This is a genomic window from Rhizobium hidalgonense (genome assembly GCF_002914525.1).
Taxonomy (GTDB): domain Bacteria; phylum Pseudomonadota; class Alphaproteobacteria; order Rhizobiales; family Rhizobiaceae; genus Rhizobium; species Rhizobium hidalgonense.
On the sequence record NZ_LODW01000042.1, the window covers coordinates 24,831 to 45,707 of the forward strand.

Consider the following 20,877-nt stretch of genomic DNA (forward strand, 5'->3'; position numbering starts at 1 on the left):
TGAGATCTCTCAGATGTTGTTCTGCAGGATGGTGCGTAGCTTGCCGAAGAGTTCGTCGATATGGTGCTTCTCGATGATCAGCGGCGGGGAGAGCGCGATGATATCGCCGGTGGTGCGGATCAACAGACCGCTTTCATAGGCTTTCAGGAAGGCGGTGAAGGCGCGCTTGGTGGGCTCGCCGGCGATCGGATCGAGCTCGATCGCGCCGATCAGGCCGGTGTTCCTGATGTCGATGACATTGGGGCAGTCTTTCAGCGAATGCAGCGCGTCGGCCCAGTAGTCGGAAAGCTCGGCGGCGCGTGTCAGCAGCCCTTCTTCCTTGTAGGTGTCGAGCGTGGCAAGCGCTGCGGCGGAGGCGATCGGATTGCCGGAATAGGTGTAGCCGTGGAAGAACTCGATCATGTGCTCCGGGCCGTTCATGAAGGCATCATGGATCTCGGAGGTGACGAAGACGGCGCCCATCGGAATGACGCCGTTGGTCAGTCCCTTGGCGGCGGTGATCATGTCGGGCTTGACGTCGTAATATTGCGCGGCGAAGGGAGCGCCGAGGCGGCCGAAACCGGTGATGACCTCGTCGAAGATCAGCAGGATGCCGTGCTTGGTGCAGATCTCGCGCAGTTTCTGCAGGTAGCCTTTTGGCGGGATCAACACGCCGGTGGAGCCGGCCACCGGCTCGACGATGACGGCGGCGACGGTGGAAGCGTCATGCAGGGTGACGATCCGCTCCAGTTCGGAGGCGATGTCGCCGCCGTGTTCCGGCTCGCCGCGGGTAAAATTGTTCTTGCCGGGCTGGTGGGTGTGCGGCATGTGGTCGACGCCAGTCAAAAGCGTGCCGAACATCTTGCGGTTGGTGACGATGCCGCCGACGGAGATGCCGCCGAAATTGACGCCGTGATAGCCGCGCTCGCGGCCGATCAGGCGGAAGCGTGAACCATTGCCCTTCACGCGGTGATAGGCGAGCGCCACCTTGAGCGCCGTCTCGACGGATTCGGATCCGGAATTGGTGTAGAGGACGTGGTTCAGGCCTTCCGGGGCGATGTCGACCAGGCGGTTCGCCAGTTCGAAGGCTTTGGGATGGCCGAGCTGGAAGGCCGGCGCATAGTCGAGCTCGCCGGCCTGCTCGCGGATCGCCTCGGTGATCTTCGGGCGGCAATGGCCCGCATTGACGCACCAGAGGCCTGCCGTGCCGTCCAGCACCTGACGGCCGTCATGGGTCGTGTAGTACATGTCCTTGGCGCCGACGAACAAGCGTGGCTCCTTCTTGAACTGGCGATTTGCCGTGAACGGCATCCAGAAGGCGCGAAGATCGTTCGGTGCGTTGAGGCGGTTGGACATGCTGTTCTCCTGGCCTCTGATGGCCGGTTCCCGGGGCTTCACGCCCATATTTTGACTGCCTGGTCAAATTATCAGGGCTGCTCGAAGCGTCAACGGTAAAACGCCCGGGGTGCCGCTCGCGACAGGAAGCCTGGGGGAAATTCCGGGACCGGCAGGTCCAGCAAAAAGGGCACGACCGGCAATCACAAGGTTTGCCGGTCGTGCCATAAGGTTCAGGTGCTGAAATTTCGTTGCCGCGCCTCCGGGAACATCCCCTTGCGGCGTGGCATCGGCCGACATTCATGTCAGCGCTATCATCAAGCGGCGGATCTGTTCCTGTTCGCCACCAAGTAAATGTCTTCGAGCGTTGCCAGGATCTTCATCACCGGCTCGGAGGTGCTGGAATAGTAAATGGTCTGTGCGTCACGCCGGGTCTTCACCAGCTTCTGCGCCCGCAGTTTCGACAGGTGCTGAGAGAGTGCGGACTGGCTGAGGCCGACCTGCGTTGCAAGTACGCCGACGGCCACTTCACCCTTCACCAGGCTGCACAGGATCAGCAATCTCTTGGGGTTTGCCATTGCCGACAATAACGCTGCCGCCACATTGGTGTGATCGGCCAAATTAGTGGTTTCCATATTATCATCTTCCTAATGCGAAACGTACATCATGCGTGCTGGCACAGGCCGTCAATCGCGATTTTTCCCCACGCTCAGAAACTAGCAACTAGGGTCGAAGATTGTATATACCTAAATTTAAGGTATCGAGTATGCTATTTTAGATATGTTTGAACAAATGTGATCGGCATCCCCGGCGAGGGTTTCGAATTCGTATCGCAGCAGAAAATCGCCGGAAACGAGGTCAAAACCTGAGGAATCGATACCACAAATGCGCCAGGAAGCCGATTCCGGCGCGTTTAATCGGGTAGCGAGGGCCTCGGCCACATCAGGGTGGCGTTCTACTAAATCTCGCACTGTTTCTGCCGCGCGGGCGGCGATCTCCTCATTGGCTGCCGACTGAATGATGAGATCGCTCCCATCGAGCTGGTAGGCGCGGCCGAAGCCGCCATTGAGGCTGGCCTGCTCCGGTTTGAGACGGAAGAAGAGGAAATCGGGAAAGTCGATATAAAGCTTTGCCTTGGTGTGGCGAGCGAGAAAACGCGTGCGGATACGCTCGTGGACGGCGCTGCCACGCTCGACGGGTTCTGCCAGGCATTGGGTCGTCAGGCGAGGGTGGGCGAGCGGATCGCCCTTGCCGGGCTCGCCGGTCAGGAGCGAGACGCGCGCGTCTCCGGCGAGCGCTTTGGTATGGGCAGAGAGCTTCGAAACGAGAATGACGGGGGTGCCGTCAATATCGGTGGCGACGAGCACGCGGCTGGCGAAGGGAAAGCCGGTCTCGGGGTCGAGAACAGCAATCGCCGCGTGCCGCGCGGAGCGCAGAAGCACGCGGGCGAGTTTGCGGGCATCGTCGTCGGTTTCACGTATGGGCGAGGGCTGATCCTTCATATCCGCTTTGTGACAAAGCGGATTGAAAACATCAAGCGTCCTGCCTGCGGCGATGGCGGGTGAGGCCGGCGACGATATCCTGGGCCGTGATGGTGCCGATCACCGCGCCGTTTTCCACGATGCCGATGCTGCCCGGCTGGCGGGCAAGCACGTCGAGGATATCGACGAGCGGGGTCGCGGCGCGGGCCGTGGCGCTGACGCTCATGCCGGCGGCCGTCTGACCGAGGCCGGGCTGCATCACGTCGGCCGCCGTCAGCATGCTGATCGGGTTGAGATGCTGCACGAAATCGGCGACATACTGGTCGGCAGGATTCTTGACGATGTCATGCGGCGTTCCGCACTGGATGATGCGGCCGCCCTCCATGATGGCAATGCGGTTGCCGATACGGAAGGCTTCGTCGAGATCGTGGCTGACGAAGAGGATGGTCTTCTTCAGCCGCCGCTGGAATTCCAGGAGCTCGTCCTGCAGGCGGGTGCGGATCAACGGATCGAGTGCCGAGAACGGCTCGTCCATCAACAGGATCGGGGCGCCGGTGGCAAAGGCGCGGGCAAGCCCGACGCGCTGCTGCATGCCGCCTGAGAGTTCGTTGACCTTGCGGTCGGCCCATTTCGTCAGGTTGACGAGTTCGAGCTGCTCGCCGATGCGCACCTTGCGTTCGGCCTCCGGCATGCCGGCGAGCTCGAGGCCGAAGCCGACATTCTCGGCGACGGTGCGCCACGGCAGCAGGGCGAACTGCTGGAACACCATGGAGACGGTGTGGGTGCGCAGGTCGCGCAGCGCCCTGGCATTGCATTTATAAGGGTTGACGGGCCCGGTGGAGGTCGAGACCGCGACATCGCCGCGCACGACAGGAGCGAGCGCGTTGACGGCGCGCAGCAGCGTCGACTTGCCGGAGCCGGAAAGCCCCATCAGCACGAGGATCTCGCCCTCCTCGATCGTCAGCGAGGCATTGGCGACGCCGAGCACCAGGCCGGTCGCAGCACCGATCTCGTCGCGCGTTTTGCCCTGGTCGGCCATGGCAAGCGCGGTTTCGGGCTTGTTGCCGAAGATAATGCTGACGTCCTTGAAGCTTACCGCGGTCATGCACCGTCTCCTTCACCCGCCGTGCGGAACATGCGGTCGAGGATGATCGCCAGAATGACGATACAAAGACCGGCTTCGAAGCCTTTCGCGACATTGACGGTGTTCAGTGCGCGCACGACAGGCACGCCGAGACCGTCGGCGCCGACGAGGGCGGCGATGACCACCATCGACAGCGACAGCATGATGGTCTGGGTGAGGCCCGCCATAATCTGTGGCATGGCAAAGGGAAGCTCGACCTTGCGCAGCACCTGCATCGGCCTAGCGCCGAAGGCCACGGCGGCCTCGACGAGGGATGGCGGCGTCGAGATGATGCCGAGGCGCGTCAGCCGGATGGGGGCAGGGATCGCGAAGATGACGGTTGCGATCAGGCCCGGCACCATGCCGAGGCCGAACAGGATCAGCGCCGGGATCAAATAGACGAATGTCGGGATGGTCTGCATGAGATCGAGCGCCGGGCGCATGGCGGCATAGACCCAGGCGCGGCGGGCCGCTGCAATCCCGAGCGGAATGCCGATCACCATGCTGACGAAAGTGGAGGCGAGCACGAGAGCGAGCGTCTCCGTCGTTTCCTTCCAGTAGCCCTGGTTGACGATGAGCAGCAGCCCCAGACAGGTGAAGAGGGTGATCGCGATCGATCGGCGCAGCCAGAAGGCGATGGCGGCGATGGCGGCGATGACGATCAGCGGGTGAGGCTTCTGCAGCACGAAGAGCAGCCCGTCAATCACGTGCGACAGCAGCGAGGCGAGCTGGTCGAAGAACCACGCGCCGTTCGAGGTGAGCCAGTCCACGAAGGCTTTGGCCCAGGAGCCGATGGGAATTTTAAATTCGGTGATCCAATTCAAGGGAGCGCCTATCCAGAAAAAATCAACAATCGGACAAAAATGAAACGGGGCGGCGAGCCGCCCCGTTCAGACCATCAAAGGCCGAAGCCGGTCTTGGAGGCCGCCAGCGCGTCGCCCTTGCCGTCGCGGGTCTTGACGCCGGCGAGCCAGGGCTCGAGCGCAGAAGGGTTCGCCTTCAGCCATTCGGTCGCGGCAGCTTCCGGCTCCTTGCCGTCGTCGAGGATCTTGCCCATGATCTGGTTTTCCATCTCGAGGGAGAACTTCAGGTTCTTCAGCATCATGCCGACATTCGGGCATTCGTCGAGATAACCAGCGCGAACGTTGGTATAGACTTTGGCGCCGCCGAAGTCAGGACCGAAGACATCGTCACCACCTGTGAGGTAGGTCAGCTTGAAATTGGTGTTCATCGGGTGCGGTTCCCAGCCGAGGAAGACAACCGGCTTGCCGGCTTTCTCAGCGCGGGCGACCTGAGCGAGCATGCCCTGTTCTGAGGATTCGACGACTTCCATTTCCTTCAGGCCGAAGGTGTTCTTTTCGATCAGGTCCATGACGAGACGGTTGCCGTCATTGCCCGGCTCGATGCCGTAGATCTTGCCGTCGAGATCGTCCTTGTGGGCGGCGATGTCCTTGAAGTCCTTGATCCCGAGTTCGGCGCCCTTGGCGTTGGTGGCGAGCGTATACTTGGCGCCGACCAGGTTGGGGCCGAAGGATTCGACCGACTTGTCCTCAATATATGGGCGGACGTCCTTTTCCTGCGTCGGCATCCAGTTGCCGAGGAAGATGTCGATGTCCTTGTTCTTCAGCGAGGTGTAGGTGACCGGCACCGAGAGAACCTTGACGTCGGTCTGATAGCCGATGCTCTTCAGGACGACGGATGCGGTGGCGGTGGTGGCGGTAATGTCAGTCCAGCCGACATCGGAAAAATGGACGGTGGAGCAGCTGTCGGGGTCGGCGGCGAAGGCGGCGGTCGCAACGGAGAGGGCGGCGACGGCAGTTGCAGTGACGAGTTTGAACGTGCTTGTTGTTTTCATTTTAGACTCCCAGTCTTTAAGTTCCCAAGCCAACCACCAATAGCCGAGTTTGACAAGCGACCTCAGTGCGTTTGCGTCGTATCGACCCATGCGATTGCGACGTCGGCGGATTTTTTGCGGCACCCTGTTTTCAGGCCGCCCGCGATTGTCGGGCTGGGATTCCTGTGATTATCGCCTTCAGGGGCTTTCCTTTGCCGTTGTGAGCTTTCAATAAACCGATCAAGGAGAGATCGGATGGCAAAACTCTATTTCAACTACTCGACGATGAACGCCGGCAAGTCGACGATGCTGCTGCAGGCCTCCTACAATTACCAGGAGCGCGGCATGCGCACGGTGCAATTGATCGCCGCTTTCGACGAGCGCACCGGCCGCGGCATCATCGGCTCGCGGATCGGGCTGGAGGCGAGCGCCATTCCCTTCGAGCCACATGAGGACCTGTTCCGGCTGATTTCGACGCTGAGCGGGGAAGGGGCGCCGATTGCCTGTGTCTTCGTCGACGAGGCGCATTTCATGACGCCTGTCCATGTCTGGCAGCTTGCCCGCGTCGTCGACAGGCTCGGCATTCCCGTGATGGTCTATGGGCTGAGAACCGATTTCCAGGGCAAATTATTTCCGGCTTCGCAGGAACTGTTGGCGATCGCCGACGAAATGCGCGAGGTGCGCACGATCTGCCATTGCGGGCGCAAAGCGACCATGGTGGTGCGACTCGACGCGGAAGGGAAAGTGCTGCACGAAGGCGCGCAGATCGAGGTTGGCGGCAATGAGAAATATGTCTCGCTCTGCCGCAGGCATTGGGACGAAGCGATGAACGGAGCCTGGATCGCCGAGCCGGTCTGAGGAGGCCGCTACCGCCTGTTTCTTTGGTGCCGCAGGCGACCTGATCCATTTTACGCAATCGCGGACGGAAAACCGCTTCGCACTTTTGCTGAAATTGATTTAACGTGAGAAGCACGAGATTCCCTGGAGAGGCCGGGTGCGCAAACCGCCGCCATTCGACAGCCAGTACGAAACTGCAGACAGCCTTGCCGAGAGGGTTGCGGCCGACGGAGCCTATTGCGTGGCGGCGATCAGTGCCTTCAGCGGCGATGAAGCACTGTCGGCCGACGAAGTTTTCCTCGAGCAGAATGCTCGCTTCCAGGCGTATATCGCCGAGGCTGCCGCACTCGACGCCCTGCAGGCCGAGTTGGTCTTTTCCCTCGACCGGCTGACGGCCGAGGTTTCCGCCGATCTCGACAGCTTCCGGGGGCTGACGCTGCGCGAGAAGATGGCCGGCTGGACGTCGCGCCAGCGGATGTGGCGCATGCATACCGAACGCGTGCGCGAGGCCCCGGTCATCGAACGGTTGCTCGAGCTTCTGTCCAAATCGGATGCGCTTGCCAGGCTGATCGCCGGCCAGCGCGCTTCGATCATCGAACGCCACAGGGCTGCCGAACGCGGTCTCGTCGACATCGTCGAGCAACGGCGCCGGCTGGTCGATTCCATCGATCTCGCCCGCCTCAAGATGAAGGAGCTCAACGCCAAGGCGCTGACGACGCAGGGGCGTATCGGTGTCTACGGCAATAAGGCACATTGGGAGCAGATGGAGACTGAGCGGCGGGCGCTGAAGGCGGAGGCCGAGCGGATTTCCGCCGGGGAGCACGAGATGCGCGACGACAGCCAGCGGCGCGAGCGCTTCATCGGCCTGTTCCAGGCCTTTGTCGATTCGCTGAACGCCCGGATCGCCGCCTGCAACGTGCTGCTGCGCAAGCTAATGATCGACGTCGAGGAGCGGCTGATCATCTACCAGGCGCAGGTCGATACCGACCGGCCGGGCATGAAGATGCGGATCAAGCCGGAATTCTTTCCCGATATCGCCGCGCCGATCAGGCTGTTCGAGAAGGGCATGCTGGTCGCCCAGGATCTGGAGCGGCGCAAGAACCGCGCCGATCTGGAATTCACCGGCAGGTTTCCGGCCTATGCCGAACCGCTGCCGGAGGCATCGGGAGCGCCGCTGATCGACACGGCGCGCAGGGCCTTCCGCTTCAGCCTGCCGTTCCTGCGGTCCTGATCCGCCAGGCGCCGGTTCGCGCTGCTTTCAGTCGTAAAAATCGCGAGGCTCATGTTGTGCTCGGCCTACCGAGCGCATATGTGGATGCAACGGGGCGGCGACGTCCCGATGTTCGCCTCGCCTGACAGGAGACGACGATGCTTGACCGGATTGCCGGTTTTTTCAGGCTGATCGGCCAGACGATCGGCCGCTCGGCCCGACTGTTTTTCGCCTGGGCCTTCTGGCCCTTCCTTGCCGCGCACGGCTGGTATCAGCGTCGGAGCTGGATGATCCGGTTGCCGGTTATCGCGTTCGTGGCGCTCTTCGTCGTGCTCTACGGCTATTTCTTCTGGCAGACGCAGGTCTGGTCGAATTTCAACACCGCCTTCGTCGATCAATACAGGCTCTCCGAACGCAAGGTTGCCGCCGGCCAGGAAGTGCCGGTCGCCGCGGGCAGCAGCGCTACGGCTGCCAAGACTTGCCAGCGCTCGGCCATCGTCGACGTCACGGCCGATCTGACCGATTTCAATGTCAATCAGAACGCATGGATTTCCTCCATGCTGCTCTACAAGATGGGCTTCTTCGGCGTCGACTGGGATCACACGCCCTTCCTCGACAACAAGGCGTCGTTCCAGCGCGGCATCAATCAGGCGGTCCGGCGGACGTCGGCGGAGCTTGTCGATACGCTCGGGCGCGTGCGCGGCACCTCGGGTATCAACAATGATCTGCAAAGCGCGCGCGGCAACTTGCAGTTCGATGAATACAGCTGGTATTTCGGCCTTAATCCCTTCGGGCCGAAAACGCCAACGCCCTCCTATTACCGCTCGGCGATCGGCAGTCTGCGCAAGTTCAACACCGATCTTGCCGCCTGTAACGTGATTTTCGACGGCCGCGCCGATAACCTGATGCAGTTCATCGACCGCATCGCCAACGATCTCGGCGGCACGTCCGACATGCTCGCCGAGCGTTCGGAAAACCACAATCGCGGCTGGTTCGATACGCGCGCCGACGACCGGTTCTGGTTCGCCTACGGCCAGCTCTACGCCTATTACGCCATCCTTGCCGCGGCGCAGGCGGATTTCTCGCAGGTGGTGCAGGAGCGCAATCTCGGAGCGGTCTGGGGCAGCACAATGCGGCAGTTCCAAGCGGCGCTGCGAATCCAACCGGCGATCATCTCTAACGGGCGTGAGGACGGCTGGATCATGCCGAGCCATCTCGCCACCATGGGCTTCTATATTCTCAGGGTGCGCTCGAACCTCGTCGAGATCCGCTCTGTGCTCGACCGCTAAAATTTCCGGGAGTCAGCGCGGTCTCGTATCGTCCTCGAAGCCGACGACGCGCAGCTTCTCGAACTCATAGGTGACGCCGACGATGCCGCCGCCGCTTTCATCGTCACGAAAGCGGCCAACGCTGCGCACCAGCTTGTAGCCGCCAAGCCGGTTGTCGACGCGGTGAAACGATTCCCTCAGATCACGGCACGACGTGCCATCTCTCTTCCGATTCCTCAGTTGATCAGCTTCAATCGAATTGCCTTGGCTACCAACTGGGTGCGGTTGACGCAATCGAGCTTTTTGATCGCGTTGGTCATGTAGGCGTTCACCGTATGATCCGAGAGCGCCAGGATCTGGCCGATTTCGATCGAAGTCTTGCCCTGGGCAGTCCAGCGCACAACTTCTAGTTCTCTGGTCGACAGCGCGTTGTGCGCGCATTCCTCATTCCGTTTGACTGCATTATATGCATCGAGTGCATGCAGGATGATCATGGCCAGTTCGTTGACCTCGCTCTGGCTCAGTGCGGCGCGCTCGCCGCAGAACCAGAAGACCAGGCGCTGGCCATTGGCCGCAATGGTCGGCATGGCAACGCCTGCCGGAATGGCATGGCGCAGCATCAGGGCGCGCAGTTCGGCGGGAAAGGCCTGACCATTGGCGGCGTCGTTGAGGTGCCAGGCCGGCGGGACGGCGGACTCCCTTAGCCGTAAGCCGAACGGACAGCCGCGCATCATGTGGGCGCGGTCGAACTCCTTGATGTAGGCGGCCGGAAGCGAGCTTTCGATCAGCAGGGGCTTCAACAGCAGGTCTTCCGGGGACGGAGCGTGCATCAGGGTCGCATGCGACAATCCGAAAGCGGCGGAGACCCGGCCGAGCGCTTGCGCAAACAGGCTGCGCGTTCGAGCAGTGGCAAGCTCTGCCGAGAGCAATGACTGTCTTTCAGAGGTGGTCATATAAGACATCTGTACGCCTCCGGCTGCCCCAATGTTAACGCTATCAAACACAGAAAGCCGGCCGGATGCTAGCCCCAATTGACTTAGCGTCAGCTGATTTACTCGAATTGTGTAAAATAATTGACAGGTGATCGCGCTTTAGTTGAGTTTTGACTTGCGGATATAGCGTTACGGTATCTTTGACTTCCCCCATGCCGCATAGCGATGGCCCTTGCACAGTCGAGCAAGAGAATCACTTTGGGTAGAGTTCGAGGAGAACTCGCGCCCAGCTTTATGCTGGAGTCGACGCGCAAGCACTGCGGCAGCCGGTCGCATGTAGTGATGGACGAACAAGACAAGAGCGCGGCAACAGTTGGAAATCCGGCTTGCTGCCGTTCAATTCAATTGCTAAGCGTAATATCATATAAAGTTGGGGCAATTTAATCGTGCGCTTTGGAATTTCCTTTTTAATCAAGTGTTTATGTTCCAGCTTATTACTTGTTTTTCTGCTTTTGACCTTTCCATTGGGAACGGCAATCGCGCAGGCTGCCGAACAGAAACAAGCAGCGCAGCCCCCCATGAAGTTCATCCTCGTGCGCAGTTTCCTCTGTGAGGAAAACTGTGCGGAATGGATATCGGCGGAGGGGCGCATAACATCCGATACGCCCGCTCAGTTGAAAAAAGTCCTCAAGAAGATCGGCGGCCGTAAATTGCCTGTCGTTTTCCGTTCGGAGGGTGGTGACGTCGACGCTGCCTATGCGATGGGCAGGATGATCCGCAAGGCCGGGCTGGAGACGGCAGTGGGCGGTACGCTGCTGAAGGGGTGCCCAGTTGAGGATACGCGCTGCGAAGCCGCTATTGCAAAGGACGGCCCTTCGGTCGGCGACACTTATTCGGCCGGTGGATATTGTTTTTCCGCCTGTCCATTGGCGTTGGCGGGCGGCACGTCGCGTGTTTCGTCACAATGGGCCGCGATCGGCGTCCACCAGATCACGACGATCTATAACAAGGTGCGTGTCTCCTACCGCATCGAATACAAGATCGTGAACGGCAAGAAGAAGGAAATCTCCCGCAAGGAGGTTGGACGCAAGTCAGCGGGGCAGAGCAGTTCCACCAAACTTGGAAAGAGGGCCAGCACTGCCTTGACGGCCTATCTGAAGGAAATGGGCGTCAGCCAGGATGTCATCGGCCTGATGATGAGCGCCACGCCTGACAACATCAACATCGTATCGTCCGCAGAGGCGCTTCGGACAGGTCTCATCACCGACATGCTTTCCTACAATGAATGGCCCGGCATGCCGCTCTGCGCGCCGGATGCAGCGGCCGAGGCTGTCTGTCACGGCCATCCGGTGGCCGAAGCGCCCGTGGCGGCGGCGACGCCTTTATCCACGGCGCCGCCGCAGAAATCGGCCATGGTTACAAGCGAGACTCTGCCGAAAACCGGTCCGATGGACTTTCTCCTGATGTACCACGGCAATTGCCAGGAGGAATGCACGCAGTGGATTTCTGCCGATGGAGACATCACGCCGGAGACACCGGCTCGGCTCGAGGCGCTCTTGAAGACGCTCGGCGAACGAAAGCTGCCGGTCGTCCTTCAGTCTAACGGCGGAGACATGGATGCGGCATTCGCTATGGGGCGTATGATCCGTGCTGCAGGTCTGGAGACCTCAATCGGCAGAACCCAATTGCCGAATTGTCCAAAGCTGGATCCGCGTTGCAAGGCGAGCATCGCCAAAAGCGGACCGACCGAGGGCGAGGTTTTTGCGGGGGGTGGATACTGCCTTTCGACCTGTACTCTTGTCTTGATGAGCGGAACGCCCCGGATGATCGGATATTCCACTATCGGCCTGGTCAGGCCCACCACGGCTGAATATACGAAGTTCTTCGCCTATTTCGACGAGATGGGCGCCAGTGCCGAGACATTCGAGACGATGATGCTCGCGACATCGATCGAGCGAAAGACCATACTTCGTTCCCAGGCGCTCGATCTTGGCATCATCAATGGCATCATCCCTTATGGCGATGAACCCGGTGATCGCCTATGTGGACCCGATGCCAAGGAAAGTCTTCGATGCCCGAGAAAGATTGAGGGAGCGATCGTTCCTGCTGCTGCGGCCTCGAATTGATGCGGAAAGAACGCCTTAAAAGCCGGTCTGCCCACTCACCGACGTGACAACCAATTGGTCGTCCCTCTATGCCTTATCCTTCAAATCATTCTTCGACGTCGCGCTCATTAGCTTCTCCAGGAAGCCGAGCATGACGGCGGAGGCGACGAAGGCGAGGTGCATCAGTGTCAGCCACATGATCTTGCCGTCCGCGTATTTGTCGGCGTTGAGGAAGACCTGCAGCAGGTGGATGGAGGAGATGGCAACGATCGAGGAGGCGACCTTGATCTTCAGGCTGCCTGAATCGAGCTTGCCGAGAAAGGAGACTTCGTTGTCGGCTTGACTGGCCTCATCGAAGCGGCTGACGAAATTCTCGTAACCCGAGATCATCACCATGACGATCAGGCTTGCGACGAGGGCCGCATCGATCAGGCTAAGCATGGCAAGGATCATCTCCGCCTCGTCGAGGGCGAAGACGTCGGAAGCGATCTTCAGGAGCTTGTAGCCGAAGGAAACGGCATAGACGGCGAGTGCCGCGACCAGGCCGATATAGAAGGCGACGAGGATCCAGCGGCTCGACAGGATGATGCGCTCGATGATCAGTTCCAGTGCTTTCATGTCTTCATCCTGTAAAACCGCGATCGTTGATCGCCACATAAACATCCGGCGTGGCGACCGCAAGGCGCAGCGCTATTCACACCCCGCCGATATTTCGCTATCCCGATGAAGACAGAGCAACGCCTCCGCGCCCTGCGGAAGGCCGGGACGGGGAACATCCATGCCATCGATCAAATCCGATATCGAAATCGCGCGCGCTGCGGCCAAAATGCCGATCTTCGAAATCGGGGCGAAGCTCGGCATTCCGGTCGAGCAGCTCGTCCCCTACGGTCACGACAAGGCAAAGGTCAGCGCCGAATTCATCGCCGGGCAAGCGGGCAAGAAGGACGGCAAGCTGATCCTCGTCACCGCGATCAATCCAACGCCGGCCGGCGAGGGCAAGACGACGACGACCGTAGGCCTCGGTGACGGGCTGAATCGGATCGGCAAGAAAGCCATCGTCTGCATCCGCGAGGCTTCGCTCGGCCCCTGCTTCGGCGTCAAGGGCGGAGCGGCCGGCGGTGGTTATGCACAGGTCGTGCCGATGGAAGACATCAACCTGCATTTCACCGGCGATTTCCATGCGATCACCTCAGCGCACAATCTGCTGGCGGCGATAATCGACAATCACATTTACTGGGGCAACGAAGAGAATATCGATATCCGCCGCATCACCTGGCGGCGGGTGATGGACATGAATGACCGGGCGCTCAGAAGCATGGTCTCCTCGCTCGGCGGCGTCGCCAACGGCTTTCCGCGCCAAGGCGGGTTCGACATCACAGTTGCCTCCGAAGTGATGGCGATCCTTTGCCTCGCCACCGACCTCAAGGACCTGGAGCGGCGGCTCGGCGACATCATCATCGGCTATCGCTTCGACAGGACGCCGGTGCATGCGCGCGACCTGAAAGCCGACGGCGCCATGGCGGTGCTGCTCAAAGATGCGATGCAGCCGAACCTGGTGCAGACGCTGGAGAACAATCCCGCCTTCGTGCATGGCGGGCCCTTCGCCAATATCGCCCATGGCTGCAATTCGGTGACGGCGACGAAGACGGCGCTGAAGCTCGGCGACTATGTGGTGACGGAAGCGGGCTTCGGGGCCGATCTCGGCGCCGAGAAATTTTTTGACATCAAATGCCGCAAGGCCGGACTGAAGCCGGACGCGGCGGTCATCGTCGCGACCGTCAGGGCGCTGAAGATGAACGGCGGGGTGAAAAAGGAGGATCTCGGCACGGAGGATGTCGTCGCACTGAAGAAGGGCTGCGCCAATCTCGGCCGGCATGTGGCGAATGTCCGTCGTTTCGGCGTGCCGGTCGTCGTGGCGATCAATCATTTCGTCTCGGATACCGAGGCCGAGGTCGCGGCCGTCAAGGAATTCGTCTCGCGGCTCGGCGCCGAGGCGATCCTTTGCCGCCATTGGGCGCTGGGTTCGGCCGGTATCGAGGAACTGGCGCACAAGGTGGTGGAACTGGCCGAGTCAGGACAGGCGAAATTCCAGCCGCTCTATGGCGACGACATTTCGTTGTTCGAGAAGATCGAGATCGTCGCCTCGAAGATCTACCATGCCGGCGAGGTGACGGCCGACAAGGCTGTGCGCGACCAGCTGCAGACATGGGAGGAGCAAGGTTACGGCAAGCTGCCGGTCTGCATGGCGAAGACGCAATATTCTTTCTCCACCGACCCGAACCTGCGCGGCGCCCCGGAAGGGCATATCGTCTCTGTGCGGGAGGTGCGGCTTTCAGCCGGCGCCGGCTTCGTCGTCGCCATCACCGGCGAGATCATGACAATGCCCGGCCTGCCGAAATCGCCCTCGGCGGAACGGATTTTCCTGAATGACCAAGGTTATATCGAAGGGTTGTTCTGATCGGGGGACAGCTTGCCGGAGTGCCGGGTCACACGATCGCGGCGCTTTCCATAGTCCGGGTCGACGAACAGCCAGATGAAGAGCCGCTCCAGGCCGAAGAGAAACACAGCCAGACAGGCGAACCAATACGGTTCGCCGGTGACGAGATAGCCGATACCGAGGAAAAACAGATAGACGATCAGGTAGCCTGCGATCGTTTTCATCCGTTAGCGGCCTTCCCCTCGCGTTTCACAGCTTCGATTTGGGTATTTTACGGCTTGATTCAAGCTAGAATCGCAAGCGCGTTAAATGATTAGTGACAATAGCGATAGCCGCCTTTCCTCTCGATCACGTCGAGATGGAAATGGGTCTCGTGGGCGGCGTCGCTTTCGGGGTCGAGGACGGTGGTGAAATAGAGGCAGCCGGCGGCGCTGACGGTGCGTTGGAAGGCGCCGGTCAGCGTCGCGTCCTCGCGGCGGGAGCGGACGGTGACATCTTCGCCTTTCTCGAAATGGAAGCTTGCAATGTCGATAGCATTGCCGCGGGCATGTTCGGAGATCTTGCCCGTTCCGGCGCCGTTGCGCAGGCGGCACATATAGGACGTTGCCTGGTTGACTGTCATGAGGCGGCCCTGTTCCGGCAGGGCGGCAGAGGCTGCCGGAATAACGCTCTCCTTCACCCAGCGGGCAAGGGCAAGGGCTGCCGGGCAGCGGACCGTCGCCTCCGGCTTTAGCCTGATGCCGGGCAGCGCTTCGGAAACGATGATCGGCTTGTCGATACCGCAGCCATTGCCGTCGTCGATGCGCGGAGCGTCCTTGAAGACGACGCCCAAGGCCTTGAGCGCAGCGGTGCATTCGGCGTGCTCGGGATCGCTTTCCGGTTCGATCGTCAGATGCTGCTCTTCGAGCGTCTGCTCGGCGGGTGGCATATTGTCTTCCTCCGGCGTCTGCGGGCCTTTGCCCGGCGGGAGCGGCGGGCCCTGCATCGGTTCCGCCGGCGAGGGCTTTACCGTTTCGGGCTTTGCCGGTTCGGTCGGTTGCGCCGACGGCTGGTCCGGCGCCGGCGCTTCCGGCTCCTCCTTCACGCCAGGCTTTGGCACATTAGGCTTTGGCTGAGGCGCGGGCACATCATCCGGTGCAGGCAGTTCAGTCTTATCGGGGAGCGGGGCGGGAGCTGTCATCTCCCCAGCATCTGGTCGAGGTTGGGGTAACGGGCCGTGCGGGGGGAGGCGGGCGCCGGCAAGAAAGGCGGTAGCGGTGAGGATCGCCAGTATCGAAAATTTTCCCAACGCATCCGGTTCCGTCATATCGATAACGGAAGATATAACGCATCGTGGCGGTTTTCGTTGCAATTGCGCAACGTCCGGAAAGATCGTTAAAACTTAAATTTAATATTCAACATAAACTACCGCTTTATCTTGACATAAATCCTCATGTTTTTTATGCGGCGGAAAGAAGGCGGAATTCTGCGCCTTCATCCGCAAAGCCCAGCCAGCCCCTCGAGCGTTCGACGCGCCACGACCAGCCAGCCCGGTAATCATCATGAGAGGGTAGGTTATGATCGTCCGGCATTGGCGCTCGGTTCTCCTGGTCTGCACGGCAGCCACAGTTGTTCTTCCTGTTTCGCAATCTCTAGCGCAAAGCGCTCCGGCAACGGCGCCGCAGGCCAGCGCGGACGGCACCGTCCTGCAAAAGATCGTCGTCAAGGGCAAACGCGTGGCGCCGGGCAGCGTCGCCGACACGCCGCTTGCGACCGAGATCACCAGCAAACAGCTGGAAGAAAAACAGGTCACCAGCTATGACGATATCGGCCGCAGCGTCGATGCAGGCGTGAACTATTCGCGCGCCGATTCTGGCTTCAACCTGCGCGGCCTTTCCGGCGCTCGCATCCTGACCACGATCGACGGCATTCCGATCCCCTATATTTCGAACAGCGCGCGCCAGGGTGCCTTTGCGCCGGCCAACGCCAATGGCGGCGGCGATACCTTCGATTTCGATTCACTGTCCTCGCTCGATATCGTGCGCGGCGCGGATTCGAGCAAGGGCGGTTCCGGCATGCTCGGCGGCGCCATCGTTCTCAACACGCTGGAGCCGGAAGATCTCATTCCAGAAGGCCGCGACTGGGGTGCGATCGTCAAGTCGACCTATGATAGCGAAGACCGCAGCCTTTCCGGCTCGGCCGCCGCTGCCAAGAAGATCGGCAACACGTCGATCCTGTTTCAGGGCGGCTACCGCAAGGGCCATGAACGCGACAATTTGGGCGACAATGGCAGCTATGGCGCCCTTCGCACCGAGGCGGATCCGGCTGATTTCGATCAGAATAACCTGCTCTTCAAACTGCGCCAGGATCTGGAAGGCGGCCATCGCATCGGCATGACGGCGGAACGCTTCCGCCGCGATCTTACGACCGACCTGCGCGAACTCCAGGGGGGTACTGCGGCCCGCAACTTCATGATCGACAATTATGACGGCCGCGAACGGCGCGACCGCGACCGCGTTTCTCTCGATTACGATTATGAGGCACAATCTTCCGACGCGTTCTTCAGCAGCGCGCGCGCCACGCTTTATTGGCTGGACTTGAAGAAGGAAGCCGGCAGCAGAGGCCGTACGACCGCCAATGTGGCCTATGGCCGCAACAACGAGATCGAAAGCCAAACCTGGGGCTTCACCGGCACCGCGACGAAGGACTTCGAATATTCCGGTCTCAGCCATTCCGTTCGCGTTGGCCTCGACATCGGTGTTACGAGCTGGAGCCAGTATAGCTGGGCACTTTGCCCAACGGCGACAACATGCCCGGCGCTGAACAACCAGGCGGAAGTACCCAATGTGGACAGCCAGAGCCTTGGGCTTATTGTCGAAGACAAGATTGAAATCGGCAATACCGGCTTTACGCTGACGCCAGGCGTCCGCTTCGACTGGTTCAACTACGACCCGTCGACCGACGGCGGTTTCGCCAACAACACCGGGCTTACCCGTTTCGGCGATCTGCGCGAGCGAACGGAAGCCGGCATGTCGCCGAAGATTCTTGCGACATACGACCTGACGCCCGATGTTCAGCTCTACGCGCAGCTGGCCGTCGGCTTCCGTGCCCCCACGGTGGACGAACTCTACAGCCGCTTCTACAACCCCACGGGCCGCTACGCTCAGCTCGGCAATCCTAACCTGGAACCGGAAATCGGCCGCGGTGTCGAAATCGGCGCCAATTTCGACACGGGCGATTTCACCGGCCGGGTCGCAGCGTTCCACACCCGCTATCAGAACTTTATCGAGACTGTGACAACCAGAGACGCCACCGGCTTCACGCAGTTCAATTACACGAACGTGTCGTCAGCCGTGATCTCGGGTATCGAAGCCAGCGCCGCCAAGACCTTCGACAACGGCATCAATCTGCATGCTTCGCTTGCCTATGCCTATGGCCGGAATGAAGAAACCACCCAGCGTCTGCGCTCGGTCGCACCCTTCAAGGCGATTGTCGGCGGCGGCTGGAGCAATGAGACCTTCGGCTTCGATCTTTCCTCGACGCTTTCGGCCGGGATGCTCACCGACCATCTCAACACCGTCGGCTCGACCGCCGATACGACCTTCGATGCGCCCGGCTATGCGATCGTCGACCTCACCGGCTGGTGGACGCCGGAACAGTTGCCGGGCCTGCGCGTGCAGGCTGGCGTCTACAACATCTTCGACCAGGAATATTTCAACGCGCTTGCCGTGCGCGAGGTCAATCTCAGCTCGGCGACGGCGTCGCAGCCGCGCGATTGGTATTCCGAACCTGGCCGCACCTTCAAGGTCTCGCTCTCCAAGACGTTCTGATTACCGATCATGCCTTCAAGGCTGGGGAGGGGCGGCTTTCGGGCCGCCCTTTTTCATTCCCGCGATCGCCTCTTGCGCAATGCCTGATCTCAGGCTAACTATTTTTCCCATGATCAAGTCCTTGAACATTGCTGTTTGGTGGTGGGCTCGCTAAGGCGGCCTCGACCAATCGTGTCCAAAGACGACGACGAGTGAGCCGCCCGAAACTTCGAGGCGGCTTTTTTATTTTATCGCCGCCTGTCGTCCGGGCCCCGATAACGGAGTGGAACAATGGTAACGATCCTGCGGGATGATGGTGCGGAAATCTACGAGACCAAAGGCGGTATATCCGTCACGCGGCAGCGGCGGGCAATCCCCTACGGCGATGCGGTCTCTTCCTATATCGACAAGCTCGACGAACGCCGCGGCGCGGTGTTCTCGTCGAACTACGAATATCCGGGCCGTTATACGCGCTGGGATACCGCCGTCGTCGATCCGCCGCTCGGCATCTCCTCCTTCGGGCGCGACGTCTGGATCGAAGCCTATAACGAACGCGGCGAGGTGCTCCTCGGCTTCGTGGCCGAGCGGCTGAAGACTGTGTCCGAACTCGTGCTCGGCGCTTCCTCCGCCCGCCGCCTCGACCTTTTGGTCAAGAAGCCGGACCGGGTATTCACCGAGGAAGAGCGCTCGAAGATGCCGACGGTTTTTACCGTACTGCGCGCCGTGGCCGACCTCTTCTATTCGCAGGCGGATGCGAGCCTCGGGCTTTACGGCGCTTTCGGCTACGACATCGCCTTCCAGTTCGACGCGATCGATCTGAAGCTGACGCGGCCGTCCGACCAGCGCGACATGGTGCTCTACCTGCCGGACGAGATCCTGGTCGTCGACAATTATGCCGCCAAGGCCTGGATCGACCGTTACGATTTCGAAAAGGGCGGCGTGACGACCGAGGGCAAGGCGCAAGACATCGCGCCCGAGCCTTTCAAGCACACGGATGCCATTCCACCGAAGAGCGATCACCGGCCGGGCGAATATGCCGATTTGGTCGTCAAGGCGAAGGAAAGCTTCCGCAAGGGCGACCTCTTCGAAGTCGTGCCCGGGCAGAAATTCATGGAGCGCTGCGAAAGCAAGCCTTCCGACATCTCCAAGCGGCTGAAGGCGATCAATCCGTCACCCTATTCCTTCTTCATCAATCTCGGCCACCAGGAATATCTGGTCGGCGCCTCGCCCGAAATGTTCGTGCGCGTTTCCGGTCGGCGGATCGAGACATGCCCGATCTCCGGCACGATCAAGCGTGGTGACGACCCGATCGCCGACAGCGAGCAGATCCTCAAGCTTTTGAATTCGAAGAAGGACGAATCCGAGCTGACCATGTGCTCGGATGTCGACCGCAACGACAAGAGCCGCGTCTGCGAACCTGGCTCCGTCAAGGTGATCGGCCGCCGGCAGATCGAGATGTATTCGCGCCTGATCCACACGGTCGACCATATCGAGGGCAGGCTGCGCGACGACATGGACGCCTTCGACGGGTTCCTGAGCCACGCCTGGGCCGTTACCGTCACCGGCGCCCCGAAGCTCTGGGCGATGCGCTTCATCGAGAGCCGTGAAAAAAGCCCGCGTGCATGGTATGGTGGGGCAATCGGCATGGTCGGCTTCAACGGCGACATGAACACTGGCCTGACGCTGCGCACAGTGCGCATCAAGGACGGTATCGCCGAGGTGCGCGCCGGTGCGACGCTGCTGAATGATTCCATTCCAGAAGAAGAAGAAGCCGAAACAGAATTGAAGGCCTCTGCCATGCTTTCCGCTATCCGCGATGCCAAAACGGGCAATTCCGGCAAAATGCAGCGCGACGTTGCTTCCGTCGGCAAGGGCGTCAGCATCCTGCTTGTCGACCATGAGGATAGTTTCGTTCACACGCTCGCCAATTATTTCCGCCAGACGGGGGCGACGGTTTCGACCGTGCGCACGCCTGTGCCGGAGGAAATCTTCGACCGGCTGAACCCGGATCTGGTCGTGCTGTCGCCCGGGCCGGGAACGCCGAAGGATTTCGACTGCAAGGCGACGATCAAGAAGGCGCGGGCGCGCAACCTGCCGATCTTCGGTGTCTGCCTCGGCCTGCAGGCGCTCGCCGAAGCCTATGGCGGGGAACTGCGCCATCTGGCGCTGCCGATGCACGGCAAGCCCTCGCGCATCCGGGTGCTGGAGCCGGGTATCGTCTTCTCCGGCCTGTCGAAGGAAGTGACCGTCGGCCGTTATCACTCGATCTTCGCCGATCCTTCGACGCTGCCGCGCGAGTTCATCATCACGGCGGAAAGCGAAGACGGCACGATCATGGGCATCGAGCACGCCAAGGAGCCGATCGCCGCGGTGCAGTTCCATCCGGAATCGATCATGACGCTCGGCGGCGATGCCGGCATGCGGATGATTGAAAATGTCGTGGCACATCTGGCGCGCAAGGCTAAGACGAAGGCTGCGTGACGGTAATTCCGCTGCGCCCTTCCTGATTGCGGGAAGGGCGCAGCGGGCATTCCGAGGTTGACTTTGT

General features: G+C 60.7%; 18 protein-coding genes and 1 pseudogene. 7 read left to right on the top strand and 12 right to left on the bottom strand.

The window, feature by feature from the left end; translation table 11 throughout:
* Positions 1 to 9 precede the first annotated feature (9 nt).
* The 6 genes from aptA to ATY29_RS04790 all read right to left on the bottom strand — a co-directional run bounded on the left by aptA (position 10) and on the right by ATY29_RS04790 (position 5,773).
* Positions 10 to 1,335, bottom strand: a complete 1,326-nt coding sequence (gene aptA / locus ATY29_RS04765) for an omega-aminotransferase AptA (RefSeq protein WP_003565592.1) — start codon at positions 1,333 to 1,335, stop codon at positions 10 to 12.
* A 296-nt stretch (positions 1,336 to 1,631) separates the two neighbouring features.
* Complete coding sequence (locus tag ATY29_RS04770; RefSeq protein WP_003565590.1) at positions 1,632 to 1,949, bottom strand: ArsR/SmtB family transcription factor; 318 nt, start codon at positions 1,947 to 1,949, stop codon at positions 1,632 to 1,634.
* A 117-nt stretch (positions 1,950 to 2,066) separates the two neighbouring features.
* Positions 2,067 to 2,816 (bottom strand): HugZ family pyridoxamine 5'-phosphate oxidase, encoded by a 750-nt coding sequence (locus tag ATY29_RS04775; RefSeq protein WP_097535374.1) that lies wholly within the window; start codon positions 2,814 to 2,816, stop codon positions 2,067 to 2,069.
* Between the two features lie 31 nt (positions 2,817 to 2,847).
* The gene (gene choV, locus ATY29_RS04780; RefSeq protein WP_003565588.1) at positions 2,848 to 3,900 is read right to left on the bottom strand and encodes a choline ABC transporter ATP-binding protein; all 1,053 of its coding nucleotides are present in this window, start codon (positions 3,898 to 3,900) and stop codon (positions 2,848 to 2,850) included.
* Entirely contained in the window at positions 3,897 to 4,742 is an 846-nt protein-coding gene (gene choW, locus ATY29_RS04785) for a choline ABC transporter permease subunit (protein WP_025416767.1), read from the bottom strand. The genes choV and choW overlap by 4 nt, the downstream gene beginning before the upstream one ends.
* A gap of 74 nt (positions 4,743 to 4,816) precedes the next feature.
* On the bottom strand, positions 4,817 to 5,773 hold the full coding sequence (locus tag ATY29_RS04790; RefSeq protein WP_003565586.1) for a choline ABC transporter substrate-binding protein: 957 nt from the start codon (positions 5,771 to 5,773) through the stop codon (positions 4,817 to 4,819).
* Between the two features lie 234 nt (positions 5,774 to 6,007).
* Here ATY29_RS04790 and ATY29_RS04795 point away from each other — a divergent pair, with 234 nt between their 5' ends.
* From ATY29_RS04795 to ATY29_RS04805, 3 genes are all read left to right on the top strand, one after another.
* Complete coding sequence (locus ATY29_RS04795) at positions 6,008 to 6,610, top strand: thymidine kinase (RefSeq protein ID WP_003565585.1); 603 nt, start codon at positions 6,008 to 6,010, stop codon at positions 6,608 to 6,610.
* A gap of 136 nt (positions 6,611 to 6,746) precedes the next feature.
* Complete coding sequence (locus tag ATY29_RS04800) at positions 6,747 to 7,820, top strand: hypothetical protein (protein ID WP_025416766.1); 1,074 nt, start codon at positions 6,747 to 6,749, stop codon at positions 7,818 to 7,820.
* Positions 7,821 to 7,957: 137 nt separating this feature from the next.
* Positions 7,958 to 9,088 carry a DUF2333 family protein gene (locus ATY29_RS04805; protein ID WP_003565583.1) on the top strand — a complete coding sequence of 377 codons (1,131 nt, stop codon included), beginning with the start codon at positions 7,958 to 7,960 and terminating at the stop codon, positions 9,086 to 9,088.
* A gap of 12 nt (positions 9,089 to 9,100) precedes the next feature.
* Here ATY29_RS04805 and ATY29_RS04810 read toward each other — a convergent pair.
* The 3 genes and pseudogenes from ATY29_RS04810 to ATY29_RS37435 all read right to left on the bottom strand — a co-directional run.
* Positions 9,101 to 9,253, bottom strand: a pseudogene (locus tag ATY29_RS04810) (PAS domain-containing protein); the annotation flags it as partial.
* Between the two features lie 50 nt (positions 9,254 to 9,303).
* On the bottom strand, positions 9,304 to 10,029 hold the full coding sequence (locus tag ATY29_RS04815; protein WP_003565582.1) for a helix-turn-helix transcriptional regulator: 726 nt from the start codon (positions 10,027 to 10,029) through the stop codon (positions 9,304 to 9,306).
* A 262-nt stretch (positions 10,030 to 10,291) separates the two neighbouring features.
* Positions 10,292 to 10,588, bottom strand: coding sequence for a hypothetical protein (locus ATY29_RS37435; protein WP_244597344.1), 297 nt, complete (start codon positions 10,586 to 10,588; stop codon positions 10,292 to 10,294).
* On the opposite strand from ATY29_RS37435, the gene ATY29_RS04820 reads away from it, so the two are divergent.
* Positions 10,578 to 12,125 carry a COG3904 family protein gene (locus tag ATY29_RS04820; protein WP_244597345.1) on the top strand — a complete coding sequence of 516 codons (1,548 nt, stop codon included), beginning with the start codon at positions 10,578 to 10,580 and terminating at the stop codon, positions 12,123 to 12,125. The two genes, ATY29_RS37435 and ATY29_RS04820, sit on opposite strands and share 11 nt — an antisense overlap.
* A gap of 66 nt (positions 12,126 to 12,191) precedes the next feature.
* On the opposite strand, the gene ATY29_RS04825 is transcribed toward ATY29_RS04820, so the two are convergent.
* Positions 12,192 to 12,722, bottom strand: coding sequence for a TIGR00645 family protein (locus tag ATY29_RS04825; protein ID WP_003565580.1), 531 nt, complete (start codon positions 12,720 to 12,722; stop codon positions 12,192 to 12,194).
* Between the two features lie 160 nt (positions 12,723 to 12,882).
* On the opposite strand from ATY29_RS04825, the gene ATY29_RS04830 reads away from it, so the two are divergent.
* Positions 12,883 to 14,562, top strand: coding sequence for a formate--tetrahydrofolate ligase (locus ATY29_RS04830; protein WP_003565579.1), 1,680 nt, complete (start codon positions 12,883 to 12,885; stop codon positions 14,560 to 14,562).
* On the opposite strand, the gene ATY29_RS04835 is transcribed toward ATY29_RS04830, so the two are convergent.
* Positions 14,541 to 14,765, bottom strand: coding sequence for a hypothetical protein (locus ATY29_RS04835; protein WP_003565578.1), 225 nt, complete (start codon positions 14,763 to 14,765; stop codon positions 14,541 to 14,543). The genes ATY29_RS04830 and ATY29_RS04835 overlap by 22 nt on opposite strands.
* A gap of 89 nt (positions 14,766 to 14,854) precedes the next feature.
* Positions 14,855 to 15,847, bottom strand: coding sequence for an extensin-like domain-containing protein (locus ATY29_RS04840; RefSeq protein ID WP_097535376.1), 993 nt, complete (start codon positions 15,845 to 15,847; stop codon positions 14,855 to 14,857).
* 250 nt (positions 15,848 to 16,097) lie between these two features.
* Here ATY29_RS04840 and ATY29_RS04845 point away from each other — a divergent pair, with 250 nt between their 5' ends.
* On the top strand, positions 16,098 to 18,350 hold the full coding sequence (locus ATY29_RS04845) for a TonB-dependent hemoglobin/transferrin/lactoferrin family receptor (protein ID WP_097535378.1): 2,253 nt from the start codon (positions 16,098 to 16,100) through the stop codon (positions 18,348 to 18,350).
* A gap of 270 nt (positions 18,351 to 18,620) precedes the next feature.
* Positions 18,621 to 20,810: an anthranilate synthase gene (locus tag ATY29_RS04850; RefSeq protein WP_097535380.1), complete on the top strand. Its 2,190-nt coding sequence runs from the start codon at positions 18,621 to 18,623 to the stop codon at positions 20,808 to 20,810.
* The last annotated feature ends 67 nt before the right edge of the window (positions 20,811 to 20,877 follow it).